Origin of the sequence: Paenibacillus sp. BSR1-1 (assembly GCF_030403775.1) — a bacterium.
Classification (GTDB): domain Bacteria; phylum Bacillota; class Bacilli; order Bacillales; family Cytobacillaceae; genus Neobacillus.
Genome location: NZ_JAQMWQ010000036.1, coordinates 18,423 through 45,034, shown reverse-complemented (window position 1 = coordinate 45,034; position 26,612 = coordinate 18,423). Strand labels below are relative to the sequence as shown.

Below are 26,612 nucleotides of genomic sequence, written 5' to 3'. Positions count from 1 at the left end.
TTTTTTAGGTAGTCAACCTGAGCCTTATAATAATCCCGTTCTTGTTCTATATTTTCGAACTTTGTTTTTGGTCGTCCTATAAGGGGGTTATCAATAGAAGAAAGTTTTCCCCTTTGATCGGTAAGCTGATTGCCTTCCTCATACTTTTTTACCCAGGTTTTTAATGGGGTAGGGCTTGGCAATCCTAACTCCTTAGAGAGAGTCAGATAGCTGCCATCACCATTTATATATCTTTCAACTGCTAAACGCCTGAATTCCTCTGTATAGGATTGAAATTTTGTCCCCTTTTTAGCCATAAAAATCCCCTCCAAGTAGTAGTGTATCATTCCCGCCAAATTAGCGGGCTTTTTTACACTGTCTACTTAAAGGGGATAATATCAATTAGCAGGGCTTTTTATTGACTAACCTTCCATTAATTGGATTTTACCAATAGATATCATCCATTTGGGGAATTGGCCGGCTTTCTATTTCTTTTACTACCTGAGTGATATCTTCTGACCCGTTAACAATCACCTTTTTAATGACCATTTTGCGACATCCGCTTTCCCTTTTTTTGTCTTGTATGAATTGATAGGCTACCTTTGGAATTTCACTTTTTTTCCTTGCAAAAAAATATCCACCTGTAGAAACACCTGAACCTTCGATAATTAAGTTAACATCCATTAGGAACTCCATAATATCACCTCTCCCTTATTATAGAACATACGTTCGCTTTATAACATAAAAAAATGGCCCTCAAGACTGTTCGAAACAATCCTTGAGGGCGTCCAATAAAAAATATATAAGGGGGTCTTGAAAAAGCTTGTCTTAAAGATAGCCCATTATTCTTAATAAAGTCTTAACATCCTGCAATAGTTGAAAAAAGTTTACTTTATTAAATGTTTCCCGTAGTCGTACACGACTCCTAAGATATCAGATAAAACGACAATATTCCCCAGGGAATGATATGATTCGTTTCAACCTACTTGATTCTACAATTTATCTTCTTTTCCTACACTACACAAACGTTTAATTAAAAGATACTTAAAGCCTATCTCCTATGGGCTTCTTCCATGAAATACGGTGAAAAAATGGTCGATTTCTCCATCACATTTTTTGTCGAGGGTGTATCGCTGCCCGATATACGTTTCCTCTAGATAGTTCCCAATAAACTTCCGTAAAAAACTAAGGTTTTGGAATGGGAATTTCTAACGTGTCCACTTTTGAACCATCTTTCGCTGAATACACAAATAATTCCAATTTGGTGTCATTCGTTGTTACTAACTTTTTTGCAAAGGTGATTTCAAATTTTCCCCAGGCAGGTGCACCCTCTGTTTGGTATTTATCTTCGAGCAGCACTTTTTCTCCGTCATAAAGAGCATATTGAAACACGCCTTCAAAGACTTGAGCCTTCCCTGTTACAATGATTTTATCTCCTGATTCAGCTAAGGCCACATCTTTAAATACTTTGTTTGCATAAACCTTATCCTCTAGTGCATGTGATTTCGGATCACTTTGATTTGTCTTATCCTCTGGTGCATGTGATTTCGGGTCATTTTGATTTGTCTTATCCTCTGGTGCATGTGATTTCGGGTCATTTTGATTTGTCTTATCCTCTGGTGCATGCGATTTCGGATCATTTTGATTTGTTTTTTCATCCTGATGTTGATTACACCCAGCTAACCCAATTATGGCTGTTACTATAGCAAGCATATACGCGATTTTTTTCACTATTTGCCCCCCTTTTATTAAATTTTATTCACTTTATCAGGTGTATTATAATGTTCCCCAATTACTCGCCACAAAAAAACACACGATATTTTCTTATCTGAAATGCCGTGTGTTTCTCCAGGTGATATTAATGGTTCACACCATTAGTATTTTTCCTCCATATCCAGTTGCAGGTTACTGTAATAGATAAATAATTCATTCAAGATAAATTCAGCGGTATATCGTTTTGGATCTTGTACGTGTAAATCAAATAGTTTCTTGGTAACGGTTCCTAATGACAATCGTTTCAATTCCTTTTCGCTCAGTGGATAGGATAGATCATTTTTCATTGGTCGTTTCCCCCTAATTATTAGATTCCCCCCCAAGGTCCAAAGTCATTAAGTTATTTTCTATTTGTTCACCGCACAAAGGAAAACGCTTACATATTTAAATATATATCGAATGGAGTAAAAAAAGTTTCATATATGATTGAGGATAAATGATCTCCTTTCGCTTCATGCACAATCAATAACCTTGTAATTTTTGTGTGATACAACGGTTCTATCTCCTCCAAACTCCAAGTCCGTCCTATTTTCGGTTATATTTACAATGACTGAATTTTCATTGACCTTCTCAACGATCCCTTTGATTCCATTTTTAAAAAAGATTTGATCTCCTATTTCTGCGATCTTCTTTGCCTTGAATATCATTTTATTCCCTCCAATTTTATCATTCTAACTTCAAAGCCTGTTGTTGGTTTATTTTTTTATGACCTTCGTAATAGAGAATCTCTTCAAATACCGAATCATTTCATGATTTGTATTCGTCTTGAATGCCTTTATGCCATAGCCACTTTTTATCATTTGTAATGACTTATTAAAAGCCTTATATATAGATACCATTAAATCCTTCTTGAGGTTCCTGCTTAAAAAATTTTGAGAACCATCTGATTGGAGTTTTTTCATAAAAGAAGGAATAATGTCTATCATTCTTTTCTTCATTTTCAGTTGCTTCCCATTGTTCGTTTGGTTTAAATAGTGCTTCAAAATAGAAGGGCCTGCCTCCTCCAGTATGATCAATAGGGAGAAAATTAGAGAAATAACAATGATCCAAGTAGACATTTAAACACCTCCTTTTATGGATTTTGAAACCAATGTGAATGAAGTCAAACACATAAAAATATAAATTAATATTTTAGTTGCTCCCATTAAGCTAGGTTCTATAATTATAGTAAGAAAACTATAATATTAGAATATGTAAAATGTAGTGTTTATTGTGAAAAATACAAAATTTTAGGATAAAATACCTAGAAATAGCAGGGGGACGGTTCTCATAGCTGTTATTTCCAGCGGAAGCGTCCCTGTGGTTCTTTCTGCATAAAAAACCAGTGGAATCATCCATCTGGTCACAAGTTACTTATTTCCTTTTTTATTTCCTTCCCAATGGTATTTTTCAAAATTTCGTTACTTCCTCCTGCGATTTCATACGCTTTGGCATCTCTTAAAAATCTACCCAAAGGTGAATTAGTGGAAGTACCTTGGGCACCACAAACCTGAATGGCATCAGAGCATACTTTCGTGGCCATTTTACCAGCAAATAATTTGGCCTGACTAGATTCAGAAATGGGGTTTAAATGGTTGTCATGCATCCATGCTGCCTTATGGGTAAGCAATCTGGCGGCATTGATGTTAGTTAACATGTCTGAAAACATCCACTGAATCCCTTGAAAATCATACACAATCTGATCAAAGGCTTTTCTTTTGGTCACCCATTTAAGGCTTTCATCATAAGCAGCCTTGGCAATTCCGACACTAATCGCAGCCGCAAGGGTGCGACTGTTGTTTAATGTGATAACGGCTTGTTTTAATCCCTTACCTTCTTCACCGATCAAACAATAATCTGGCACAACAACATCTTCCAGATAAACATCTAAATGAGGCCCGTTCCTTAAACCAAAGGTTTCGCAAAGCTCCCCGACTTCTGTACGAACACCAGGAATACCTTTCTCCACGGCAAAAACAGAAACACCAACATCCGTTTCAGCCAGAATAATAAAGAATTCGGCAGCTGACCCGCTCGTGATGAAGGTCTTTTTCCCATTTAATATCCACTTATCTCCAACTTTTTTAGCTTTTGTGTCAAGACTCCTGATATCAGAACCCCTTGAAGATTCCGTTAAGGCGTAAGACGCAATCAGCCCTTCGCGGAATTGGGGCAGATACTTGTTTTTTAATTTCTCGTTTCCAAATAAGAGCATCATCGTTTCTGCTTGGAAAATCGTAATTAACGATACAGCCGTAGAAGCACAGCCATAGGCGATTTCCTCCATCAGGATACAACTCTCCAGCTTGGTTCTGCCCAGTCCATTATATTCCTTCGGCACCGTAAAAGAGGTATACCCGCGTTTCGCCATTTCACGTATTTCGTCAAGCGGATAAAGATCTTCCTTATCTCTCATATGAGCAGTCGGCGCAATAAATTCTGCAGTAAAGGCTCTGATTTCCTCTTGAAATTCAACATCAACCGCAAACAACTTAGAATCCAATTCCTCTCCTCCTTTAACGTCCCTGAAATTTCGGTTTTCTCTTTTCTAATAACGCATTGACGCCTTCCTGAAAGTCCTGGGTTTCTGTTACAATCGCCATTTGCGAAGAAATAAAATCCAATGAAGTTCTTAGATCCGTCCGCAAGCCTGAATAGACGGCACGTTTAATCATGCGGATGGCAATAGCAGGAGAATTGGCCAGCCTCTCTGCAAAACGCATTGTTTCCTCTATTAAAGATTCTGGTTCTACTACTCTATTGATTAAACCAATCCTCTCCGCTTCTTCTGCATGAATCATATCTCCGAGCCATAACATTTCTAACGCTTTCGAAACGCCGACAATCCTCGGCAAATAATACGCGCCGCCATCCCCTGGAACGACCCCCAGTTTGATGTATCCTTCACAGAAACGGGCATTTTTGGAGGCAATTCGATAATCACACATCAGCGCCATATCCAGCCCGGCCCCAATGGCGTCACCATTAATCGCTGCAATGATTGGTTTATCGATTTCCTCTAATAATAAAGGGATTCGTTGAATTAACTTCCATAAACTATTTTTTCTACCCAAAGCCTTGTCCGCATGAAATAAATCGCCTTCGCTGTTTGTCTCCATAAAAAAGCCTTTTTTGTCTTTTAATGCCTTTAAATCCCCTCCCGCGCAAAAAGCTTTGCCTCGGCCTGTTACAACGGCTACGTTAATTTGGTCATCATCCCGAATCGTTTCCAGCGCTTTAATCCAATTCTTAATCATGTCTACACTAAAAGCGTTATAGTTCTCAGGCCGGTCTAATATGATCGTTGCAATTCCATTTTCCACTTTAAATACTAGATCTTTTTCCATAAGCCCCTCCCATTATAAAAAGTACCCAAGCTTGATTAAATGCTTTTGCAAAAAACGCTGACTGTTAGCATTCCAAGCCTTCATTAAGCTTTTCGCCTCACCCTTGTCTTTATTGACAATCGCTCGATAAATATTGGTATGATTCTCATAAATACTCTCCAGGTCTTTTCTCTTCACTTCCGATACCATCAGAGAACGGTACCTGGCAATGTGTCCATTGATGACATTCAGTGTCGATAGCAAGATATCATTTTTTAAAAAAAGGGCCAGGTATTCGTGAAATTGATCCATATAGAAAAATGTCTTGGGAATATTGTTCATTTCAACAGAAACCTCTAAGTAATTGATGATGTTCCCAAGATCGGAAATGGCATCGTTGGTTAGATTGGAGATTAATTCTTCAATAATGTTTTTTTCTAAAAATTGCCTAACCGTATAGACTTCATTTAGCTGTTTCGCCGTCACACTGGCCACCCGGATCCGATTGTTCGGCAGCTTTTCCAAATAGTTATCATATAGAAGGCGAAGACATGCCTCTCTTACTGGTGTCCTGCTTATTTCTAATGCCTCCGTAATGGTCGTTTCTACGATCGGAGTTCCAGGCGCCCATTCACCAGAGGTGATTTGGTTCAGCACAAACTCATAGGCTGCGTCTTGAGCACTCCTTTTTACGGTTCGATTGATCATATCTTTTTCTCCATTAGTTTTTTTATATCAATCACGTTTTCTGACAGATACGCTAGCTTATGTCTTTCAATTTTTTCAGTCGCTGTTTTTGGCAGTTTTTCGAGGATTTCAATATATCTTGGCACCATAAACCTCGGCAGATTCTCCTCTAAGTAATCAACGAAAACTTCTAATGAAAAATTGGCACCTTCATTTAAGATGAGCGCAACTTTTATTTCTTCCTCCGCCAGCTCGTCGGCGATTCCTACAGCGGCACTTTCTTGAATATCACTATATTTTCCAATCGTCGACTCGATTTCAAATGGAGTGATGTTTTCCCCTTTATGACGGATTATTTCTTTTAAACGCCCGCAATAATGTAAAAACCCTTCATCATCAAAATAACCGAGATCACCGGTGTGAAACCAGAGATTGGCCAGCGATTCCACCGTTTTCTCCGGCTGTTTATAGTACCCATCAAAGATGACAAATGGCTTTATAGGACGGACGACAATTTCCCCTTTTTCGCCAGCTTTACACTCTTCATCGCCAGGTTTAAAGATTCTGACATCCATCGATTCCCTTGGCTTACCTGCACTATTAAACTTCCAATCCTTTTCGTTATTGCCTGTTGTAAAGCCGCCAACTTCTGTCATTCCATACAATTCCATGACTTTTATTCCTAAGCGATTCGTCACTTCTTCCCAAACCTGACGCGGAGCTCCTCCGCCCACACAGCGCACCATCGTTTTGAAAAATTGTGCCGAGGTCGATTTTTTGCATAAAATAGACAACACCGTACCCACATAGGTAAAAACAGAAAAACTGTGCTTATCTGCAAAATCCCAAAATTCCGAAACCGAAAATTTCCTGCCAACCAGAATCGAATTGCCATTGTATAACGAGCTCATTACTCCATAAAATTGGGGATTCACATGAAAAAGCGGTAAAAAGATATACATTAAATCATCGTGCTTTAAGCCTAAAAATTCTGCCATATCTTTTCCGGCTTCAACATAAGCATTCTGACTATTCACGACACCTTTTGGTAAACTGGTTGTGCCTGAGGTATAGACTATACTCATAGGATCAGAGATTTGCAGGGATTCAGGTATTCTATATTCATCCGAAAACTCTTTTGTTAACTCGATGAGTTCGCCATCACTAACTTCAATTCGGAAAAATCCCTCATCTTTAATAGAAGGATCGAGATCTTTATGAAGAAACAAGTATTCACTATCGGACTGTTTGAGAATATAGCCCAAGCCATCCTTTTTTAAGGATGTATTGATGGGCACCATGACGGCTCCCATTTTGGCAAGGGCAAACCATAAAAGAAGAAAATCGATATGGTTTGGCAGGATCATCGCAACATGAGTCCCCTTTTTGATTCCCAGCCCTTTTAAAAAATTCGCGGTCTTATTGACCATCCTATTAAAATCTGAAAAAGAGTAATTCACGTCGTCTAGTATGATAAAGGTTTTATTTTTTAGTACAGCTGCTTGCTCTTCTAATAATCTACCTACTAACATCTTTAATTCCCCTCGTAATTAGAGTAAGCCAATGGCAACAAATGCTGTGTAGGATGAACTTTGTAAATTTACCACTGGCTTTTAATCGTTATTTATTCAATGGCACCAATTTCTCTTCCCTTACGGTCATTCATCCAGATGGAAGCTATTAACAAGACGATAATTGCTATAAAACCGGTTGATATTCCCCCGCCTAGTCCATATTTAACAGATAGGAACCCGGCTATGGCAGGTGCAATACTCGCAATACCGCGGCCGACCGAATAACAGAAGCTGGAACCGCTTGCTCGAACACGCGTTGGAAATAATTCTCCGAACCAAATACCAAAGATACCAAAAAAGCCTATTCCAAAAGAGATTGCCATATACACGACCACAATTGGTCCGAGCGGCATGCCCAAATAGTTTAATAGGGCAAATAAGCCATACGCGATTAAACCGGTGTAGGCAAAAATACGGAATGCTTTTTTCCTTCCCCATTTATCACTGGCCCATCCGGCCAATATATAAGAAATAAACGATACAGCTGACCCGGCATATAAGATATTCGCTTTAGCAGCAGGCGAAAGCTGGAAGGTTTCTGTGAATAGGGTCGGCATCCATGAGCTAAATACATAGTAGGCATACTGCCCGCCAAATACGATTATGGTGCCAAGGATGGTATGCTTAATCATGTCCTTTAAAAATAACTGTGTCATAGGTGATCGCTTGCTTTGTTCCTTTATTTCTTTTGGCAGATTCCCACTTTTCTTTAATTCATTGTATTCAAGCCATGCTTTTGATTCGGGACATTTAATACGTACCCATAATGCTGCCAGTGCCGGCAATACTCCCAATAGGAAGCCCACTCTCCAGTCCACAACGACAGAGCTGACAAAAATAGCAATCGCATAAGCCGGCCAAATGGAAGCCTGAACAATTCCTCCCATTAAACCTCTTCTTTTAGGTGTCCACACTTCATTTAACAAGGAAAAACCAATCGCCCATTCTCCGCCGGTCCCTAATCCGGTAATAAATCTAAGAATAAATATCGCCGTCAGGAAAGGAAAAACAGCTACTAAAGCGGTCGAAATCGAAAATACTAAAATCGTCCATGTTAATACGCGCTTACGTCCGTATTTATCGGCTAACCAGCCAAATAGAAGTCCACCGAGAGCTGTCCCTATTAATTGAACCGTTACTAACATACCGAAATTAGCTTTATCAATTCCGAAATACGCCATGATTTGAGGACCATAAAGGGCTAATAACTGCAAGTCGAAAAATTCCAGTCCCCAGCCAAGGCAGGCTGCTAGAATGATGTTTCTCTTTTCAGCTTCTGTGTAAAGTGAATTACCAACCAAAGATGGATTTTGCGCCATAATTCCCATTAGAAAAGCCTCCCTTTCCTTTGTATGTAAGCCTTTTCAACGTTTTGTTCATTCGAACAGGCACCCCCTTTAGTATAAAAATATATAAATATATTTGTATTTTATTCCTATGTATTTTTGTTAAATTTCCAAAAAAGACCCACAGGGACGGTTCTCATGGTATTCATAAACCATTAAGAACCGTCTCCATGGGCCTGGTCTCAATTCAATTTCGTGCTAATCGATAATCGGTAGGGCTGAACTGCATGTACTTTTTGAACATACGGCTGAAATAATTGGCATCAGGGAATCCTGTTCTGGCAGCGATCTCGCTGATGGGTAGGTCCGTCATTTCTAAATACGACAAAGACTTGTCAATTCTCAAGCGATTCAAATAGTCAATCAAACTTAACCCTACTTCCTTTTTAAACAAATGACTAAAATGATACCGACTTAAGCAGCAATATTGTGCTATCTCATTCAGGGTCATATTCCTCTGATGGTTTTCTTTAATATAATCGATCGCTTGTTGAATTAAAGGAGTTACTTCCATTTGATTCGTGTTCAAGGCTTGCTCTGTAAGCCAAACTGCATATTCACAAACCTGATGAACAAATTTATCGTAACGAATGATATGATACAAGTTTTGAATAAAATTTGTATTGTTTGTCAGGATGGTTGTGGCATTGGCGCCTGATTCCATCACCCTTTTAGACAGTAATAAAACAATGGACACGACTTCTGTTTTGAAAATATCCTCATTAAAATGACAAGCCTCGGCTATTTTTTCCATGAGGTGTTTCAAACGATTAATGCTCCCTTCCACATCCCCAATTTTAACAAGGGCTAGCAGTTCTGCCTTTTCTTCACTAAACGGATTGATGAATGACGCCTCTTGAATCCGTTCCATTTCGCAATGAAAGATTAATTGATTTCCTTGAAAAAAACGTCCTGACATGGATTTCCTTGCTTCTATAAAGGATTGGTAAAGGAGGTATGGATTTTCATAATATTTTCCGATTCCGATTGATACAGAAAGGTCACTCGAATGAATAGAAAGCTGAATTTCCTTTGCCATATTAAGCATTTTACTATTAAACTCATCTTCTGAGTCCTTTTCATCCAACTCCAAAAGCAGGGCAAGAACCCCTTCCTCAATCCAATTCCAGAGAAATGGAATACGGACTGTCTCTTCCATTTTTCCCACCAGCTGTTGACCAATCATTTTTCTCCACTCTAAAGAATTCCGGCTTGCTATATCGGGATAACGATCAATTGAAATAACCATCACTAAATGGGGGTGAATAAATATTCCGAACCTTTGTTGTACTTCTTCAAATGTCCCTTCATGAACAAGCGTTCCAGAGAGCAGAAGATGGGAAAAAGCAGCGCTGTTTGAATCTTGCTTCATGTTCATTCCCCCTCGTTCATCCTATATTCTAATTGAAAGAAAAAGAAGCCGCTTCTCTCTATAGATAAAGTGGCTTCCTCCTTAAATGTTTACTATTCTATTTCTCCAATTAACTGTTCGACTAGTATAACGATTTCTCCTTCTTGGATGTGTTGGTAAATAATCTCTATATCAGGATGGAAAAATCTGTCCTCTTGTACAGTGGGAACTTTCTCCCGAATAAACTGATGAACCTTCCCTGTTACGGGTGATGGATTCAATGATTCATAGAAATCTAAAGCCTGCGTGCCCAACATCAATTCAATCGCTAAAATATATTGAAGTTTCTTAGAAATTTGATAAGCTTTCTTAGCCGCAAAATAAGCAAAACTCACCACATCCTCTTGATTGGCAGAAGTGGTGACATTATCAATGGTAGCTGGATGAGAAAGAACTCTGATTTCATTTAATAAACCGGCAGCTGTATATTGCGGAATCATATATCCATTATTTAAACCAGGATTGACCACTAAGAAGTTAGGCAGTTCACTTACATGATAATTCACCAATCGATCAATCCGGCGTTCCGCAATCTTGGCTAAGTTCGCCATCGCGATACACATGGCATCAGCATCCATTCCGACATAGGAACTGTCGAAGTTACCTCCACTGAGGGCGATTCCATCATCACCTTCAGGCCAGATGATGGGATTATCACTAACGGACTGCATTTCATTCATTAGGTTTTCCAATGCATTTTTCAATACTTTCTTTACGGCGCCATGGACCTGCGGAATACAGCGAAGACTTAGCGCATCCTGCAGCCGATAATCTTTGTACTGTTCGGCAATTTGACTTCCATGAAGAATTCTGACTAAATTCAGGGCCGTATTGCTCTGTTCCTCGTGTTTTTTTACCGCATGCAGGCGAAGATCAAAAGCTTTAATCGTTCCTTTTAACGCTTCGAACGACATGGCTCCCGAAATATCTGCCGTTTTGACAGCTTGAATCGCATTAAATAAGGCGAGCGCGGCAAACGCTGTTACGGAAGTAGTACCGTTTAGAAGTGCCAGTCCTTCTTTACAACCTAAAGTAACGGGCTTTAATCCGGCCTTCTCTAAAGCCTCGCACCCTGAAAGGAGTTCGCCCTTATACCAGGCGCTGCCCTCCCCCATTAAAACTAAAGCAATGTGTGCTTCAGGAGAAAGATAGGCCACTGAACCATCACCGGGTACAACCGGCAAAATATCATGATTCAATAATCCGACCATAAGCTCTAAAACCTCTAAACTGACTCCCGAAAACCCATGCCCTAAATGGTTGAGAATCGTGAATTGAATCGCTCTAACCACTTCTTTTTCCAGTGGCTCCCCTACTGAAACAGCATGGGATCGAACAATATTCCGCTGTAGGATTTCTGCATCGTCCTTCGAAATCACTTTTGTGACATTACTGCCAAATCCAGTTGTCACTCCATATATCGCGCGTTCTTCCTGTAAAAACTTTTCGATTAACCCGCGTGATGTTTTCACCCTGCTGCGGTATGTTTCTGAAAAGGAAACTTTTGCAGAATACCTTGCTACAGCAACCACCTCATCAATTGAAAGCTCATGATCTCCAAGAATAACTTCTTTTATATCTCTTGGGTGTAAGGATTCATTATTGGTCATCTAACACACCTCTACCTCTTTATCTAAAAATAAAACTTATGATAAATTTCTTTTTCCTGAAAGCGCAGAATCGATGGTTGGAGAGGTCCCCGTTTCAAGTTCTGGCTTATTGACATCACTCATCGACAGATACTTTGTTTCTGGAGCCCATGCGATCGAAACAATGGTTCCAATCAATAGAACCACACTCATCGCGATTAACGATGGTCCCATTCCCCATGAACTAACGCTAACGGGCAGCAGGAAGGTTCCAATGGCTGACCCAATTCGGCTGACAGCAGTGGTGACACCTACACCTGACCCGCGAACTTCTGTTGGAAAAAGTTCGGCAGGATAAATTAACGTTAGATTGGAGGCAGCAGACATCACAAATGTAAAGGTGGCAAAAATAATGATCGCAATGGTATGTGAATCCTTAGGCAATACACTTAGTAGAAATAAAGAAACGGTAAGAATGATAAACGTATAAATGGTGAAACCTCTGCGCGTAAGCTTTTCTGTACACCAAACCCCAACGATGGCTCCCGCTAAAAGGAAAAGGTTAAGCTGCATATCCACACTGAAGGTCTCTTCAAATCCCATTTTACTTAAGATTGTAGGAAGAAAGGTATAAATCGCGAAATACGGTACAACCTGACATACATAAAATAATGATCCAAATGTGGTACGTTTCCAAAGCTGTTTGCTGAAAAGGTCGACCATACGGAAGGCTTTTTCAGAATGAGACTTAATGGTTTCATCCATGATGGCATTCGGTCCAATATATTTTCTTACAATGGCACGAGCCTCTTCCACACGCCCCATTTTAATTAACCAAAGTGGCGATTCTGGAGTACCGATGCGTAATATTAATAAAATAAAAGCCGGAATAGCAGCACTCATCAGCATCCATCGCCAAGATTCCGGGCCTGATTTTTGTAAATAATAACCGACAATATTCGAAACAACATAACCGACTGTCCAGAGGACATTTAAAGAAGAAAGCAATAATCCTCGATACTTTCTAGGGGCAAACTCAGCGAGTAAAGTCGATCCAACCGCGTAGTCTCCTCCTAAGGCAATCCCTATCAATAAGCGTAAAATGAACAGCGTCCATGGATCATTCACAAAGAACTGTAAAGCAGAGGCAACCCCGATAATTAGAAAATTAGCTAAGTAGATTTTCTGTCTGCCAATCCGGTCGGATAACCCTCCCAGGAACAGACTCCCGAAAAAGAGGCCAATTAAAGCGGAGCTTCCAATTAATCCTTCCCATATAGCGCCTAGTTTCATTTGCGGCCCTATTAAGGAAAGCGCCATTCCAATAATCCCTAAAGCATAACCATCTGAAAAATTAGAACCGAAAGTAAGGGCGGTAATCCGAAGATGAAATTTATTAAGCGGGGCATCATCGATTAAATATTTTTGATTGCTCATAAAAGTCTCCTTTTCTGTTTTGTTTGATTTTTCAGACTTATTACAACAAAAAAATAACTGCCTTTCCACTCCCTTTTCTGTATCCGTTTTCACTTTAGTATACTAAATTATAATATTTTAAAAGAAAGAAGGCTCTAGAGGATAATTCGATTTATTAGCACAATATTGCTATATTTTGTGATGATCGGCCAAACAAAAAAAGAGGGAAACCAGGTAGGTTTTCCCTCTTTTTCAGCTGCACATTACTATTAATCTATTTATTTTTACATTCATTTGAAAAACGATCAAGTGAAAACATGGAAATATCATAGGATGTTTCACCTTCTGCAACGAGATCACAAATAATTTTTCCTATGACACTTGCAAATTTAAAGCCATGTCCGGAAAAACCAGCCGCGATCATGACATTTGAAAATGCCGGGTGCCGGTCAATAATAAAATGCTCATCAGGAGTAAGAGTATAAAGGCATGTTTTGCCTTTAATCAAGCCCCCATTGGCTTTTGGCAGGTACTTTTGAATAAAATTCCGAGACTCACGCTCATCTGCCAAACCATATTCCCGGTTGAAACAATCCGGGTCTACCTTTTCACCTCCATCATGTCTTCCAATCTTTACCCCGCTTCCATGTAAACTTGGAAAACCATAATAATGTTCATTTCCTACATCAAAAGAGAAAGCCGGAAAACAGTTGGAATCATAGAGTTGCTCATCACATTCAAACCATGAGACTGTCTTACGTGTCGGTCGAAGAGGAAGATCTACTCCTGTTCCCTCAAGGATTTTCCCTGTCCAGGCTCCTGAACAAACAACCACATACTCAGCCGAATATTGTTCATTTTGTGTATGTACAATGGCACCTTCAGCAAACTTTTCTATTTTCTCCACCTTTGTATAAGATATTAAGGTCATCCCATTCGCTAAGCCCAGCCTGCGATAAGCACGAATACATTCTTCACTATAGAGGACTCCAGAGTTCGTTTCTAGACAGCCCACTAATCCTGGTGGTAAAGTGATGCCTGACCAACGGCCATTGATTTCTTCACTTGATAGGGTTTCAAGTGGTAAAGAAAATTCCTTAGCACTATTGATGACTTCTTCGATAAATGAGGAACCCTCTTCACCGACACACAATACTCCCGTACGAGAAAACAATTTCATTCCTGATTCTTGTTCCAATTCACTCCATAATTCCTGAGCTCCGAGTGCAAGAGGAACATAATTCCTTCCTTCTCCATAGGCATGACGAATAATTCTAGTATCCCCATGATGGCTGCCTAAGCTATGAGGGGGATCATACGAATCTAGTAATAATGTTCTTTTCCCAAGTTTTGATAAGTAATACCCTGCAGCCATGCCCATTGACCCGGCGCCAACAATGACAACATCATAGTGGTCCTTCAATCTCATACACATCCTTCCAAATATGAAATTATAATATCAGAAATTTCTTTCAAAATGGTGAGTTTATCTTCACATTTGTAGGAAATGCATGCTGATTTTGTTTTATTTAACAAAAAACGCCCACGAAGGGCGTTTCTCCTAATGCAGTGTCCTCTATAGACTGTCCTCTCTCGCTTTTAAAATGGCTATATTTCCTTTTTCTATTTCATTTAAAGAGCCATCGTAGGAAGGGTCTTGATGATACCATGATTTAGTTGAAAAAAATTCTTGCAAATCCTGTGATTTAAAGACATAACCATGACGTGCGTAAATCTCATTTCTGGCTAAACGCAGCTGCTGTTTTGTAAGATTAGCAATATCTTCTTCACCCATTGCCTGTTTATCACTTAAAGACAAAATATAATCGGGAGAGGAAAGATTTGCACCTTTTTCTTCTGTTGACTGCTGTTTCTGACTAGAATGATCTTTATCTTCTACAGCCTTATCTTTTGATTGATCAATCGTTTTTGAGGCTGCTAGATTAGATTTAGTTACAGGTTTATTGAAACCTGTAACTATTATGGAAGTAACACTTATGATCAGCAGTAAACCTGTTATCAATCCTACTCCAACTAATAGTCTCTTTTTTTTCAAACGATTGTTCTTTATTTCCATGCGGGTTCTTAGAGTTGAGGGTATGTTATCGTTATCTGTTGCAACCCTTGTGCCGCAGTTTATACAGAATTTATTAGATTCATATAATTTTCCACCACAATTTGTGCACAAATCCATTTAAACAATCCCCTTTATTCTAAAGTTTCAATCATACATTATTATAGAACAAAAAAAGGGAATAATTATTTCAAACAGATTATTCTGATGTAACATCAGCATTTCAACTTAAGAAACGTATATCTGCATGGTATGTATTTTAATCATGAAAGAACATGGTTGCATTAAATCGATCTTTTCGGTAAGGATCATAAAATCCATCCGTAATGGTCCAACCCGAAAAGTCTTCTTTTTTATATAATTTATGTTCTGACCGATGTGAACGCATTGGGAGTTCACCAATCAAAAGAGCATTTTTTGCTACGCGTTTTAATTCGCTAATAGCTTGCTGGGCGTATTCCTCGGAATCAAAATACAGAAATACACCATAACAAATGACTTTATCAAAGCTTTTATCCTTAAAAATAATATCATTGGCTTCTCCCACTATGACAGAATTCCCTAGGATTTCAATATGCTTTTTAACAAGGGTAGGAGAGTAGTCAATTCCTACATAATCACAATTTAAATATTGAGCTAAAGCACCCGCGCCACAGCCAACTTCAAGAACCTTATCGGTTGGTTTGATATCTAATGCCTTTACGATCTGGGCTGCTACCTCTGGCATATTAACCTGTGTAGCTTCATATCCGTTATAGGCAAGCAAATCTTCTTGTGAGCCAGATACTTTACCTTTTCTGGTCCAGATTTCTCTCCATGTTTCTTTTGGTTGTTCCAATTTTGAGTTTTGTGTTTCTACCTTTGGAGTTTGATTCATGATCTTATCCTCCTTATATTGAGTGTGCCTTCCTTTTGGTTATATTCAAATTTTGAACATAATTATAGTATAAATAAATATATGTGTGGAAAGAAGAACTTAGTTCAAAAATTAACAAAAATGGAAGGAATAAAAAAACACAAAAAACCTTTTGGATGGATACATAGAGAAGGTTTTTCCCATATTTTTCATCAGACTAAAAGAAGTAACTTAATTCTGCTGTAACAGTAAATTTACAATTAAACCTTATAATCAAGGAAAATATATTTATGGGGTGATTCGATGCTTACACTTTGGCATAAATGTAGAAAAAACTATTTTCGAACGCTTGCAAACAATTGTTTGTGCGAGAATTTAAGAAATAGGTTTTTAATGAAAGCATCTTATCATAGGCATAAATTAATTAAAGAGTACTAAGCATGTAATTCATACTTTGATTCTATGACACACATATTCAGTTCAAAAATAGATAAAAAAAGCCGGGCATTGGTCGATTAGACAGGTTCATAACGACAGTTTTGTTAAAAAAATCCGGGCTTTGGTCGATAAGACGGGTTCATAACGACCGATCCGTTAAGAAAATCCGGGCTTAAGTCGATAAGACGGGTTCATAACGACCGATCCGTTAAGAAAATACAAGCTTCGGTCAATAAGACGGGTTCATAACGACCAATCCGTTAAGAAAATACAGGCTTCGGTCAATAAGACGGGTTCATAACGACCGATCCGTTAAAAAAATTAGGGGCTTCGGTCGTTTAGAGCACGTGTAAAGGCTAGGGTACGCTAATTTAAACGCGTTCAAGCTTTTTAAATGGTTTAGGAGGTAATTCAACACGGATGGTATCACCTGGTTTCACTTCTCCACTCTGCAAAATTACTCCCATTATTCCTGCTTTTCTTATAAGGTTTCCATCTGAATCCTTATCCAAAACAGCCTTTAAAAGACCAGGTTTAAAATGATCAATCTGAGCACAAGGATTCCGTAAGCCTGTTACTTTAATAATTGCGGACTCTCCTATAGATAATATCGTGTCAGTTGGTAATTTAAGAAGATTTATTCCGAGAGTAGTAATGTTTTCACCCATTTGTCCAGGTTTAATAGTAAAATGGTCTGCTAACTCTTCAAATAATTCATTTTGAATTAAATGCACTTGTCTTAGGTTCCGTTGATTTGGATTTTGTGCCACTCTAGAGCGATGTTTAACCGTTGAGCCAAAGTGTGCATCGCCTTCAACCCCTAATCCCTTCACTAATCTTATAATCTCTTGATTTTCTTTACTAAAAGTATGTTTCTTACATAAACTAACCGCTATGACTGTTCCTAAAATTGAACTCTCTTCATTTTCATCATACATTCAATTCTCATAGCCCCCTTTATTAATCTCACTGTTGTTCATATTCAATAAAGATTTAATTATTCCCACTTCAACCTGATCCTTTAGTACAAAAAGAAAAAGCCGCCAAAATGACAGCCCTAATCTTCAACTCTTGCACTTGTTTGACAACGGTTGCGGCAGCACGCCCCCTTGTTCTTAGTTGTACTAAGAATCTTATATAATTATTGATTCATTACATTTCCGCGGCATATAATTTTATAAACGCCTCTGTAGCTCTAGAAGGGAAGAGCGCCGGAAAACAATTGTAGCCACCGGGTCGCAAGGCAAAGGTTTCAGAAGCACCGAAAAGCAAATTAGCTGAAGCAGGTGAAATTCCGTAGGGAAGCGTGTTGCCCTTAGCCTATGCTTACGAAAGGAGTGCGGGTTCGAATCCCGTCAGAGGCATTACTCTAAATATATTAATAATATGAGATTCCTTGCTGTATTTAAATAAAAATCAATCGTGTTTCCTTCTGAATCAACGGACATGATTATTACATCACTGACTCTTTACTTATATTGAAGTTTTTTGACTAGAACCAACATTTTTGTTGCATCATGACCAGAACTAGCGGAAAGGTCAGGGATTTAGAGAATACTCTAACACCAAAATCCTTGCTTTTTTATCCTCACCTCGCCCATCCAGCAATAGTCGTTATATTCTCCGGTTTTGTTCTGCAGCAGCCGCCAATCAATCGGGCACCACATTCATACCAGTGATGCGTACTGTCGCCATAGGTTTCTTCGGATGAAGCCCCATGCCAAGTTTTAGTGACTGCATCGTACTGCTCGCCTAAATTTGGATATACGATGATGGGTTTGTCTGTGTGACTATGCACTTTTTTTATCAGCGAAGAAATGTACTGGGGCCGCGTGCAGTTTATGCCGACGGCAGCCACTTGATCATGTTTATCCAGCCATTCAGCACATTCAGCAATCGGGGTTCCATTACTAATATGCAGCCCGTCTTTTGCACTGAAGCTAATCCATGCATAGGTTCTGGGAAACTCTTCTAACAACCTGACGATTGCTCTGGCCTCCATCAGACATGGAATGGTTTCGCAGGCCAGGATATCGGCACCGGCATCAATCAGGGCTTTCATACGGGGCCTATGGAAATTCATTAGTTCTTCTTCGGTCAACGTATAATCTCCTCGATATTCAGATCCGTCAGCAAGAAATGCGCCATATGGCCCTACTGAACCGGCTACTAAAGGCTTCGGCCGGTTTGACCGGTTCTCGAATTTTCCCCAGAATTCATCGCGTGCTTCTAAGGCTATCTGGACGGATTTCTTGATGAGAAGTAGCGCTTCAGCCTCGCTTAAACCGCGTCGGGCAAATCCTTCGACGGTTGCCTGGTAACTGGCCGTAATAGCACAGTCAGCTCCCGCTGTAAAATAATCCGTATGTACCTGTTTGATAAGCTCCGGATTTTCCATAAGTATGGCTGCCGACCAAAGGCTGTCGTTCAAATCACAGCTATGACGCTCAAGCTCAGTTGCCATAGCACCGTCTAATATAACTAGCGGGAATTTCTGTAATATGTTTTCAATAGGATTCATTGTAGTACCTCCGCTACAGTCAATTTTCTGTGATCCCGTAGAAATGATGAAAGGACAAGACTTTCAATTTCTTAAATCATCAGTGTTCATTGAGTTCATCAATATAAACCAAAGTTGGAAAAATGTCTTGGCCGTTACTTAAGTTAAACAGATTATAGGTAGAGTCGAAACGATGAATTTGGTTAAAAAGGACAGATTCTCCTGCGGAGAAGTCTGTCCAAAGTCAGGTGAAATTCATTCAGCAATGGATTGGATTATTAGCTTAACAGTCTGACAACCGAAGATTTTGTACATTTTTTTATTTCATTTACAGTTTTTTATACCAATCCCGATAGTATCATTAGTATATTCTAACACCAGACCCTCTCTACTTAATATTCTCTATATACTGATCGAGTTCATCATGAGAATCTACTAGATTCTTCTTTCCACGATTTTTAATATAGTAGTAAAAATAGCATAAAGCAATGAAGGGTACTCCGCTATACAGAGCAATTCGTTGGCTTGGATCGAATGCAAGTCCTACACAAGAAGCGAAACATAGAACAAAAGCAGTGATGGGCACAAAGGGATAAAGAGGTGTACGAAATTTCAAATCTGAAATATTTCCCCCCTCTTTAATAAAATGCTTACGAAACATATACTGCGATAACACAATTCCCATCCACACAATAACCACGGCAAATCCTGAAATAGCTACAAGCACTAAATAAACCGTATCTGGTGCAACTACACTAGAGAATAACGACAAACAGGCTACTGCCATACTTACAATTAACGCATTAAGCGGCACTCCTTTTGAGGTTACCTTTCCTAAGAGGGGGCTTATTGTTTTTTCATTGGAAAGAGACCATATCATACGAGTAGATGCATAGAGACCGGAATTTGCTACGGATAATAAAGCCGTAAGTATAACGAAGTTCATGATATCAGCTGCATAAGGAATTCCAATATTATCAAAGACCATAACGAATGGACTTTCAATGACTCCTGCTTCTTTCCAAGAGATTAATCCAGATAATACAAATATAGCTCCGATAAAGAAGAAAACGGTTCTCCAAATGACATTTCTAACGGATCGGGGAATGTCTTTTTCCGGATTTTCGCTCTCTCCCGCTGTAATTCCAATGAGCTCTGTTCCTGAAAAGGCAAAGTTTACAGAAATCATAGCCATTAAAACTGGAAGCAGCCCATTAGGAAAAAGACCTCCTTCACTAGTAAAATGTGAGAGCATCGGGGCAGATGCATGGCCTTTCATGGGTATGAAACCAAACATCGCGGCTCCCCCCAATATGATAAATAATATAATGGTAATTACCTTAATTCCGGCAAACCAAAATTCTGCTTCTGCAAAAAATTTTACTGAAAAGGCATTTAGTAGAAAAAGGATAATCGCAAAGATGGCACTCCATATCCAAACGGAAGTATCAGGGAACCATCTCTTCATTAATAGACCAGATGCGGTAAATTCCGATCCTACTGTTACCACCCAGGTAAGCCAGTACATTACACCAATGGTAAATCCGGTAGCAGGACCGACATACTTTGTAGCATACGTTTGAAATGAACCGGTTACCGGCATGGCTACAGTTAATTCACCAAGGCACAGCATAACAAGATACATAATCAAGGCCCCAACCAAATAAGCGAGAATCGTCCCTCCTGGTCCAGCTTGATTAATGGTATAGCCCGTGCTTAGAAAAAGGCCCGTTCCAATTACCCCTCCTAGCGAAATCATGAACAAATGTCTGCTTTTCATTGTACGCTTTAACTGATTTTGATCAGAATTATTTGCCTGCAGCATCCAGTTTCCTCCTTTGGTATAGGTAACCATCGTCCAACCTATTAGGTCAATTCCTATTAAACTAGCATTATACCACCGGATTGTCTATTAACTTTTAACGGCAACCTTAAAACAAACAACTTTTGGCTCGGTCATTTCTTGAAGTGAAAATTTAATTCCTTCACGACCTATACCAGAACCTTTTACCCCCCCAAAAGGCATCGCATCTATTCGATAATCGGAGCTGTCATTTACGATAACCCCGCCTACATCCAGCTTACGTACAGCCGCCAAAGCATCATTTAAATTTTGAGTGAAAATACCTGCTTGTAAGCCGAAAGCCACATTGTTAGATTGAAAAATAGCTGTATCAAGATCAGGAACACTATAAAGGGTAACAACTGGTCCAAAGACTTCTTCCGTTGCCAGCTTGCAATCAGCTGGTACATTCTCTAAAACAGTTGGGTAATAAAAAGATCCCTTTCGTTTGCCGCCACAAAGCAATTTTGCACCGCTTTCAACGGCTTCATTAACCCAACTCTCCACTCGCTTTGCTTCCTTTTCTGATATCATTGGCCCCATATCAGTTTCCTCTGAAAATTTATTACCCACTCGATACTTTAGAGTACGAGTAAGGAATCTTCCGACAAAGTCCTGATAAATCCCTTCTTGAACATATACTCTTTGCACTCCGAGGCAATTTTGACCAGCTGCCCAAAAGGCTCCGGAAACAGTTGATTCAACGGCTTCTTCTAAATCAGCGTCTTCTAGAACGATAACCGGTGAGTTCGATCCTAATTCCATACTGAACTTTTTCATCCCCGCCTTTTGCATAATCGCTTGGCCAGTGGAAAATCCCCCTGTAAAAGATATCATTCGTACCGCTGGATGGGTAATCAGGCTTTCTCCCATGTCACTTGGATAACCGGTAATGACGGATAAAACTTTAGGAGGCAAACCTGCTTTTTCAAATGCTTCTGCCAATAAAAGAGCGCTTAATGGTGTAGCTGGTGCTGGTTTAACGATGATTGCATTTCCAGCAGCAATAGCCGGCCCCACTTTATGTGCAACTAGGTTTAATGGATCGTTAAAAGGCGTGATCGCCACAATGATTCCAATAGGAAAACGATAATAATATCCCATGCGATCTTCACTTCCCGGCATTTGGTCAAATAAAATCGTTTCCCCATTCATTCTCCTTGCCTCTTCAGCACTAATACGAAGAGTCTCAATACAGCGTAATACTTCTTTTCTTGCCTCCTTAATGGTTTTACTTCCCTCACATGCAATCGTGGTTGCAAATTTTTCTTTATGCTCATAAATCCAGTCAGCAGCACGATTTAGAATCGTGATTCTTTCGTGTGTCGTCATGTCAGCAGCAATTTTTGCTCCCTTTTTTGCCTCCTCTATGGTTTGAAGTACATCTTCCTCATTAGCGGCAGGGACAGTTGCGATTAAACGATTATCTTGGGGGTCGAAGACTTTAATGCTTTTGGAGCGGGATACCCACTTTCCAGCTAGAAACATCTTATTTGCTTTTGTCTGTGTCTCTATAAATGTCATGACATAACCACCTCATATGACTAATTTTTCACTTTGTAATTTAATAGTGCAAAAGATTACAATTGACCGCGGCTAATATTAATTAAATCAATAAGAATAGAGAATCCAGTTTCCTTTCGGCCAGCTCCGGCACCAATAAGCGTGATCGGACCGGCTAAATCGCAATCATATGTAATCGCATTTTGTGCACCTGAGACTCCAGCTAAAGGATCTGTAATCGGTATCGCTTCGGGACCTACCTTTGCGATGACTTTATCACCATCTTTTATGCATTTAGCAATAAGTTTCCACTTTTTCCCCTTAGATTTTGCCCATTGGATATCTTGTTGTGTAAGATGACTAATTCCTTCACATTCTACTTCTTCTCGTTTCATCGGAACATTCATGACAATATTAGCAAGAATGGTAGCTTTATATTGGGCATCATACCCCTCGATATCACTGGTAGGATCTGCCTCTGCATAGCCAAGAGCCTGTGCCTCAGCCAATGCTGCCTCATAACTCAAGCCTTCTTCCATTTTAGTTAAAATATAATTGGTCGTTCCATTTAATATCCCGCGTATTTCGGAAATATTATTTCCTGCCAATGTAACGAGGGGCATTCTCAATGCAGGTGTTCCGCTCATAACGGTTCCTTCAAAGCCCCATCGAACATGATTCTTTCTGGCTAACTCAACCAGCTCTTGGTAAGCTAAAGAAACTGGACCTTTATTGCTCATTACTACATTCTTTCTGCTTTCAAATGCTGCTTTACAATGATCGATGGCGGGTTGGCCGGTTTTTACATCTGTGAAAGTAATTTCTACAATGGTGTCCGCATTACTTTCACGGATTGTCTGAAAACTATCCCATCCTCTTACCAAACCAGGGCTTTCCGGGTAACAATCAAGTTTCCCTGTTTCCTTTACAGCTTGTAATGCTTTAGCAATATCCAAGCCTTCTGGATGATAAAGAGATCCCTTAAGAAAATCAGAAATGGCAACAATTTTTGCATCCAAGCCAAGTCCACTGCGTAACAATTCACCTTTTTCTTCTAAAATTTCGGCAAATCCTTGACCAACTACACCAAAACCAAGCAACGCAATTTTATGTGTCATACTCAATACCTCTTCCATTGTTATATTTTCACTTGCTGCTATTAACAGGCAATTGCGATTCTAAATGGGAAAAAGCTTGTTCTAAATCCGAAATAAGATCTTCTGTATCTTCAATCCCTACAGAGATACGAACCAAACCTTCCGGAATACCAAGAGCTTTCCGTTCTTCTAACGTACATTCGACATGGCTGGTCGTTCTTGCCGGTCCGTATATCGTTTCAACAGCTCCAAGATTTCCAGCTTTGTTTGCATATTGTAATTTTGGCAATAAAATTTTGATTGCCTCCATTTCATCTTTCAATACAAAACTTACTATTCCGCCGAAACCCTTCATCTGCTTCTTTGCAATTTGGTGATGTGGGTGTGTTTCTAATCCAGGGTAATAAACTGCTTCCACGAACTTTTGCTTTTGCAGATACTTTGCAATAGCCATTGCACTCTTTTCTTGCTGCCTGACACGAAGTTTTAACGTTTTCATCCCTCTTAAAATAAGATAAGCTGACCACGGATCCATAGTTGCTCCATTAATTTCGCGATAGTGATAAACTCTTTTCATCAGTTCTTTGGAGCCGCACACTACACCCCCTAACGCATCGGCATGTCCGCTTAAAAATTTAGTGGCACTATGGATGACGATATCCACTCCTAATTGAATTGGATTTTGATTAATAGGAGTAGCAAAAGTATTGTCTATTATCACCAATGCCCCCACCGATTTTCCGGCTCTCACCATTCTCTTAATATCCGTAATTTTCATGGTAGGGTTGGTTGGAGACTCCAAATATAAAACCTTACATCCTTTGGCCACTTCAGCTTCAATTTCTTCATGATTTCCAGTGTTGCATAACGTTACATCTACATCGATATGCGGTAAGAATTCAGTAAAGATTTTATTAGTTCCCCCATAGGTGTCTTTTACGGATACTACTCGGTCTCCAGGCCTTAAAAATGTATATAAGGTGCTGCTAATAGCGGCCATTCCTGATGAGAAACCAATCGCTTCCTCCGCTCCCTCAAGAATTCGTACTTTTTCTTCAAAAGCTTGCACAGTTGGATTTGTCATTCGATTGTAAATATGTCCAGGTTTATTTCCGAGAGCAACCTCTTGCCACTCATCCACGTCATCGTAATTGTAGGCTACACTAAGCACCACAGGAACTTGGGTTGCATTATAAGCTAGAAATTCTTTTTCTCCTGCCCATACAGCTTTTGTACCGTCTTTTATACCTTTAAAGTTTCTTTCATCCATATTTCTGCCACCTCTCATTTTTATAACTTTGAAAATGTCCTTTTGTATCCCCACTAAATTTCATTAAAAAAATCCCCCTTTACACTTCTTATTTTTAATGGGGTTCGTTTTTTGGACACCTTCTTACTAAACCACTTTTAAATTATACAATATATTGTATAATACACTGAATAGTCTGACAAATATCTCTATGAAGATTATATAATGGACCTTTTCCATTTTCAATGTTAAATTTTAAAATTTACCTGTCTAGTTTAATAATTAAGATTTATTTGTATTGGCCGGTCTAGAAAAACACCGTCCGCTTCTTCCCTATTCTTTTAATTTTCCAAAAATAAGAATCTAATATGAATTGATTCATAACATATTAGAATTGGATACAATAGATTTAAAAAGGATAATGAGTTACTTTGGGACGATATTGAAGAGATATTGAAGAATTTGGGTGCTCATGCTAATATAAAAAGCAAGAATTTCCACTTTTTTAACTTAGGGGGGAATAACTATCAAAAAGAGGTACCGATCATTAAAAGATCATGTATACGATTACATAGCCACAGAAATTCAGAATGGAACATTACTTCCCAATCAAAAGATAAATGAAATAGCACTAAGTGAGAAATTAGAAGTAAGCAGAACACCTGTGAGGGAAGCCTTAATCCAACTAGCTTCTGAAAATTTACTAGAGTTCTTTCCTCGAAGAGGATTTATCGTTAAAGAAATTGATACCAAGAAAAAGCTCGATGTTTTTAGTGTTGTTGGTGTACTAGATGCCTTTGCAGCCACTTTAGCTCTGGACAATTTGACCGAAGATGACATGGAACTAATGGAAGAGTTGGTTAGGAAAATCGACCTTTCCATTTCTCAGAAAAATTATACAGATTATCAAAAATACCAAAACCAATTCCATAAAGTATACATTGATAAGTGTTACAACTCTACATTAATTGATCTCCTTGATTCTTTACAGAATAGTTTTGTTAGGCAGATTTATTTAAGTAAAGACGAAGAAAAACTCTTTACAGTATTACAACAAATGAATGTACAGCATAAACAAATTATTGATTACTTTAAGAATAAAGATAAAGATAGCTTAGAGCACCTGATTAAGAATGATCATTGGAAAATAACTCATATCGGTTTGATATAGAATATATGGGGCCGGTTAAAATGATTTACTAGAAGAATAATTTGAGTCAAATGATTTTCCTAGGTACATTTCGATTCCCCGCAAGACATGAAATGGCGCTCTTGTCAGCGCCCCCAGCCTTCCTCCACGATATGAAACACCTACCTCATGGCCTTATGCTCCATTTCGACAAAAATTTCCCCCCAAGAAAAAACAGCGAATAGCATATACCATCGCTGTCAAAAAGTTTCATATATTGGAATTAAATAACTTTTTTGTTCACTCTTCTTATATACGTAAGTTTTCTGAATTTAATATACCTGACAATAGAATGAGAAAACAACAGGGACGGTACTCCTGGCTTTTTACTGCCAGGAGTACCGTCCCATGGTTTTAGTTATTATTTTCATCCGTATCGTCGTAGTAAGTTCCTGCTCCCTGTTCTGCATTGAAGGTCCAGTCAACTTTAAGGCTGTCGCCTTGGAATTGGTTTTGATCCTGGCCATTATCGACAAACTCAAACAATACGAAGATTTTCTTCTTTTGTCCTGTTGGAATGCCATCAGGCTTAGGTCCTGTAGGGTTATCAATTTGTGTTAAATCCGGCCCCTGCTCCACACCCAACGTGCGATTTTCACCGCATTAACCGTTCCATCTTATTCATTTAGGCTAAAGCAATTTAACTCACAGGGTCGAGTAAGATGATGGGATTTCCGCAATGAAGGAGAAACAATCCATCGGTGAGTGTAAAAAAATGTAAAGAGGGCACAAAAGCCCTCTTTAAGCTGTTTTAAAATTAAATCGCTTTCGTAGTTTTGAGAG

General features: G+C 39.1%; 25 protein-coding genes. 1 reads left to right on the top strand and 24 read right to left on the bottom strand.

All coding sequences use genetic code 11. The features are described 5' to 3' along the window. The 23 genes from PH210_RS28600 to PH210_RS28490 form a co-directional block, all read right to left on the bottom strand. On the bottom strand, positions 1–296 hold a 296-nt coding region (locus PH210_RS28600), incomplete at its 3' end, for a transposase (RefSeq protein ID WP_289989966.1). Positions 297–423: 127 nt separating this feature from the next. Beyond that, positions 424–675, bottom strand: a complete 252-nt coding sequence (locus PH210_RS28595) for a hypothetical protein (RefSeq protein ID WP_289989964.1) — start codon at positions 673–675, stop codon at positions 424–426. 489 nt (positions 676–1,164) lie between these two features. Continuing rightward, positions 1,165–1,710: a Gmad2 immunoglobulin-like domain-containing protein gene (locus PH210_RS28590; RefSeq protein ID WP_289989962.1), complete on the bottom strand. Its 546-nt coding sequence runs from the start codon at positions 1,708–1,710 to the stop codon at positions 1,165–1,167. A gap of 143 nt (positions 1,711–1,853) precedes the next feature. Further along, a complete protein-coding gene (locus PH210_RS28585; protein WP_289989959.1) occupies positions 1,854–2,039 on the bottom strand; it encodes a hypothetical protein in 186 nt (61 codons plus the stop codon). Between the two features lie 165 nt (positions 2,040–2,204). Next, the gene (locus PH210_RS28580) at positions 2,205–2,399 is read right to left on the bottom strand and encodes a YkvS family protein (protein WP_289989957.1); all 195 of its coding nucleotides are present in this window, start codon (positions 2,397–2,399) and stop codon (positions 2,205–2,207) included. A gap of 48 nt (positions 2,400–2,447) precedes the next feature. Further along, on the bottom strand, positions 2,448–2,810 hold the full coding sequence (locus PH210_RS28575) for a hypothetical protein (RefSeq protein WP_289989956.1): 363 nt from the start codon (positions 2,808–2,810) through the stop codon (positions 2,448–2,450). A 284-nt stretch (positions 2,811–3,094) separates the two neighbouring features. After that, on the bottom strand, positions 3,095–4,234 hold the full coding sequence (locus PH210_RS28570; RefSeq protein WP_289989953.1) for an acyl-CoA dehydrogenase family protein: 1,140 nt from the start codon (positions 4,232–4,234) through the stop codon (positions 3,095–3,097). Between the two features lie 13 nt (positions 4,235–4,247). Further along, complete coding sequence (locus PH210_RS28565) at positions 4,248–5,078, bottom strand: enoyl-CoA hydratase/isomerase family protein (protein WP_289989952.1); 831 nt, start codon at positions 5,076–5,078, stop codon at positions 4,248–4,250. 12 nt (positions 5,079–5,090) lie between these two features. Next, positions 5,091–5,765, bottom strand: coding sequence for a GntR family transcriptional regulator (locus PH210_RS28560; RefSeq protein WP_289989950.1), 675 nt, complete (start codon positions 5,763–5,765; stop codon positions 5,091–5,093). After that, the gene (locus PH210_RS28555) at positions 5,762–7,276 is read right to left on the bottom strand and encodes an AMP-binding protein (RefSeq protein WP_289989948.1); all 1,515 of its coding nucleotides are present in this window, start codon (positions 7,274–7,276) and stop codon (positions 5,762–5,764) included. Before PH210_RS28555 ends, PH210_RS28560 begins: the two co-directional genes overlap by 4 nt. A 92-nt stretch (positions 7,277–7,368) precedes the next feature. Next, complete coding sequence (locus tag PH210_RS28550; RefSeq protein WP_289989946.1) at positions 7,369–8,646, bottom strand: MFS transporter; 1,278 nt, start codon at positions 8,644–8,646, stop codon at positions 7,369–7,371. Positions 8,647–8,851: 205 nt separating this feature from the next. Then, on the bottom strand, positions 8,852–10,036 hold the full coding sequence (locus PH210_RS28545) for an AraC family transcriptional regulator (RefSeq protein ID WP_289989943.1): 1,185 nt from the start codon (positions 10,034–10,036) through the stop codon (positions 8,852–8,854). Positions 10,037–10,128: 92 nt separating this feature from the next. Then, positions 10,129–11,685: a histidine ammonia-lyase gene (hutH, locus tag PH210_RS28540; RefSeq protein WP_289989942.1), complete on the bottom strand. Its 1,557-nt coding sequence runs from the start codon at positions 11,683–11,685 to the stop codon at positions 10,129–10,131. A 36-nt stretch (positions 11,686–11,721) separates the two neighbouring features. Then, entirely contained in the window at positions 11,722–13,101 is a 1,380-nt protein-coding gene (locus PH210_RS28535) for an MFS transporter (protein ID WP_289989940.1), read from the bottom strand. Between the two features lie 253 nt (positions 13,102–13,354). Continuing rightward, positions 13,355–14,509: an N-methyl-L-tryptophan oxidase gene (solA, locus tag PH210_RS28530; RefSeq protein ID WP_289989938.1), complete on the bottom strand. Its 1,155-nt coding sequence runs from the start codon at positions 14,507–14,509 to the stop codon at positions 13,355–13,357. Positions 14,510–14,656: 147 nt separating this feature from the next. Continuing rightward, the gene (locus tag PH210_RS28525) at positions 14,657–15,274 is read right to left on the bottom strand and encodes a YARHG domain-containing protein (protein ID WP_289989935.1); all 618 of its coding nucleotides are present in this window, start codon (positions 15,272–15,274) and stop codon (positions 14,657–14,659) included. A gap of 139 nt (positions 15,275–15,413) precedes the next feature. Further along, a complete protein-coding gene (locus tag PH210_RS28520) occupies positions 15,414–16,031 on the bottom strand; it encodes a class I SAM-dependent methyltransferase (protein ID WP_289989934.1) in 618 nt (205 codons plus the stop codon). Positions 16,032–16,819: 788 nt separating this feature from the next. Further along, entirely contained in the window at positions 16,820–17,386 is a 567-nt protein-coding gene (locus PH210_RS28515; RefSeq protein ID WP_289989932.1) for an MOSC domain-containing protein, read from the bottom strand. A gap of 650 nt (positions 17,387–18,036) precedes the next feature. After that, entirely contained in the window at positions 18,037–18,969 is a 933-nt protein-coding gene (gene mmuM / locus PH210_RS28510; protein WP_289989928.1) for a homocysteine S-methyltransferase, read from the bottom strand. Positions 18,970–19,336: 367 nt separating this feature from the next. Beyond that, entirely contained in the window at positions 19,337–20,773 is a 1,437-nt protein-coding gene (locus PH210_RS28505; RefSeq protein ID WP_289989926.1) for an amino acid permease, read from the bottom strand. Between the two features lie 87 nt (positions 20,774–20,860). Further along, positions 20,861–22,315, bottom strand: a complete 1,455-nt coding sequence (locus PH210_RS28500) for an aldehyde dehydrogenase family protein (protein WP_289989925.1) — start codon at positions 22,313–22,315, stop codon at positions 20,861–20,863. 56 nt (positions 22,316–22,371) lie between these two features. Next, positions 22,372–23,412, bottom strand: coding sequence for a homoserine dehydrogenase (locus PH210_RS28495; RefSeq protein WP_289989924.1), 1,041 nt, complete (start codon positions 23,410–23,412; stop codon positions 22,372–22,374). A 28-nt stretch (positions 23,413–23,440) separates the two neighbouring features. Continuing rightward, on the bottom strand, positions 23,441–24,661 hold the full coding sequence (locus tag PH210_RS28490) for a cystathionine gamma-synthase family protein (RefSeq protein ID WP_289989923.1): 1,221 nt from the start codon (positions 24,659–24,661) through the stop codon (positions 23,441–23,443). A gap of 499 nt (positions 24,662–25,160) precedes the next feature. On the opposite strand from PH210_RS28490, the gene PH210_RS28485 reads away from it, so the two are divergent. Further along, complete coding sequence (locus tag PH210_RS28485) at positions 25,161–25,811, top strand: GntR family transcriptional regulator (protein ID WP_354670033.1); 651 nt, start codon at positions 25,161–25,163, stop codon at positions 25,809–25,811. 372 nt (positions 25,812–26,183) lie between these two features. Here PH210_RS28485 and PH210_RS28480 read toward each other — a convergent pair whose 3' ends face one another. After that, the gene (locus PH210_RS28480; RefSeq protein WP_483312153.1) at positions 26,184–26,408 is read right to left on the bottom strand and encodes a TasA family protein; all 225 of its coding nucleotides are present in this window, start codon (positions 26,406–26,408) and stop codon (positions 26,184–26,186) included. Positions 26,409–26,612 lie beyond the last annotated feature (204 nt).

Bases quoted from the DNA above. Each gene is read 5' to 3' on its own strand.
- PH210_RS28585 (WP_289989959.1), bottom strand. From the start codon at position 2,039: ATGAAAAATGATCTATCCTATCCACTGAGCGAAAAGGAATTGAAACGA.
- PH210_RS28515 (WP_289989932.1), bottom strand. From the start codon at position 17,386: ATGTATGATGAAAATGAAGAGAGTTCAATTTTAGGAACAGTCATAGCG.
- mmuM (WP_289989928.1), bottom strand. From the start codon at position 18,969: ATGAATCCTATTGAAAACATATTACAGAAATTCCCGCTAGTTATATTA.
- PH210_RS28555 (WP_289989948.1), bottom strand. From the start codon at position 7,276: ATGTTAGTAGGTAGATTATTAGAAGAGCAAGCAGCTGTACTAAAAAAT.
- PH210_RS28500 (WP_289989925.1), bottom strand. From the start codon at position 22,315: ATGACATTTATAGAGACACAGACAAAAGCAAATAAGATGTTTCTAGCT.
- PH210_RS28490 (WP_289989923.1), bottom strand. From the start codon at position 24,661: ATGGATGAAAGAAACTTTAAAGGTATAAAAGACGGTACAAAAGCTGTA.
- PH210_RS28535 (WP_289989940.1), bottom strand. From the start codon at position 13,101: ATGAGCAATCAAAAATATTTAATCGATGATGCCCCGCTTAATAAATTT.
- PH210_RS28520 (WP_289989934.1), bottom strand. From the start codon at position 16,031: ATGAATCAAACTCCAAAGGTAGAAACACAAAACTCAAAATTGGAACAA.
- PH210_RS28595 (WP_289989964.1), bottom strand. From the start codon at position 675: ATGGAGTTCCTAATGGATGTTAACTTAATTATCGAAGGTTCAGGTGTT.
- solA (WP_289989938.1), bottom strand. From the start codon at position 14,509: ATGAGATTGAAGGACCACTATGATGTTGTCATTGTTGGCGCCGGGTCA.
- PH210_RS28565 (WP_289989952.1), bottom strand. From the start codon at position 5,078: ATGGAAAAAGATCTAGTATTTAAAGTGGAAAATGGAATTGCAACGATC.
- PH210_RS28545 (WP_289989943.1), bottom strand. From the start codon at position 10,036: ATGAAGCAAGATTCAAACAGCGCTGCTTTTTCCCATCTTCTGCTCTCT.
- PH210_RS28580 (WP_289989957.1), bottom strand. From the start codon at position 2,399: ATGATATTCAAGGCAAAGAAGATCGCAGAAATAGGAGATCAAATCTTT.
- PH210_RS28505 (WP_289989926.1), bottom strand. From the start codon at position 20,773: ATGCTGCAGGCAAATAATTCTGATCAAAATCAGTTAAAGCGTACAATG.
- PH210_RS28575 (WP_289989956.1), bottom strand. From the start codon at position 2,810: ATGTCTACTTGGATCATTGTTATTTCTCTAATTTTCTCCCTATTGATC.
- hutH (WP_289989942.1), bottom strand. From the start codon at position 11,685: ATGACCAATAATGAATCCTTACACCCAAGAGATATAAAAGAAGTTATT.
- PH210_RS28550 (WP_289989946.1), bottom strand. From the start codon at position 8,646: ATGGGAATTATGGCGCAAAATCCATCTTTGGTTGGTAATTCACTTTAC.
- PH210_RS28495 (WP_289989924.1), bottom strand. From the start codon at position 23,412: ATGACACATAAAATTGCGTTGCTTGGTTTTGGTGTAGTTGGTCAAGGA.
- PH210_RS28525 (WP_289989935.1), bottom strand. From the start codon at position 15,274: ATGGATTTGTGCACAAATTGTGGTGGAAAATTATATGAATCTAATAAA.
- PH210_RS28560 (WP_289989950.1), bottom strand. From the start codon at position 5,765: ATGATCAATCGAACCGTAAAAAGGAGTGCTCAAGACGCAGCCTATGAG.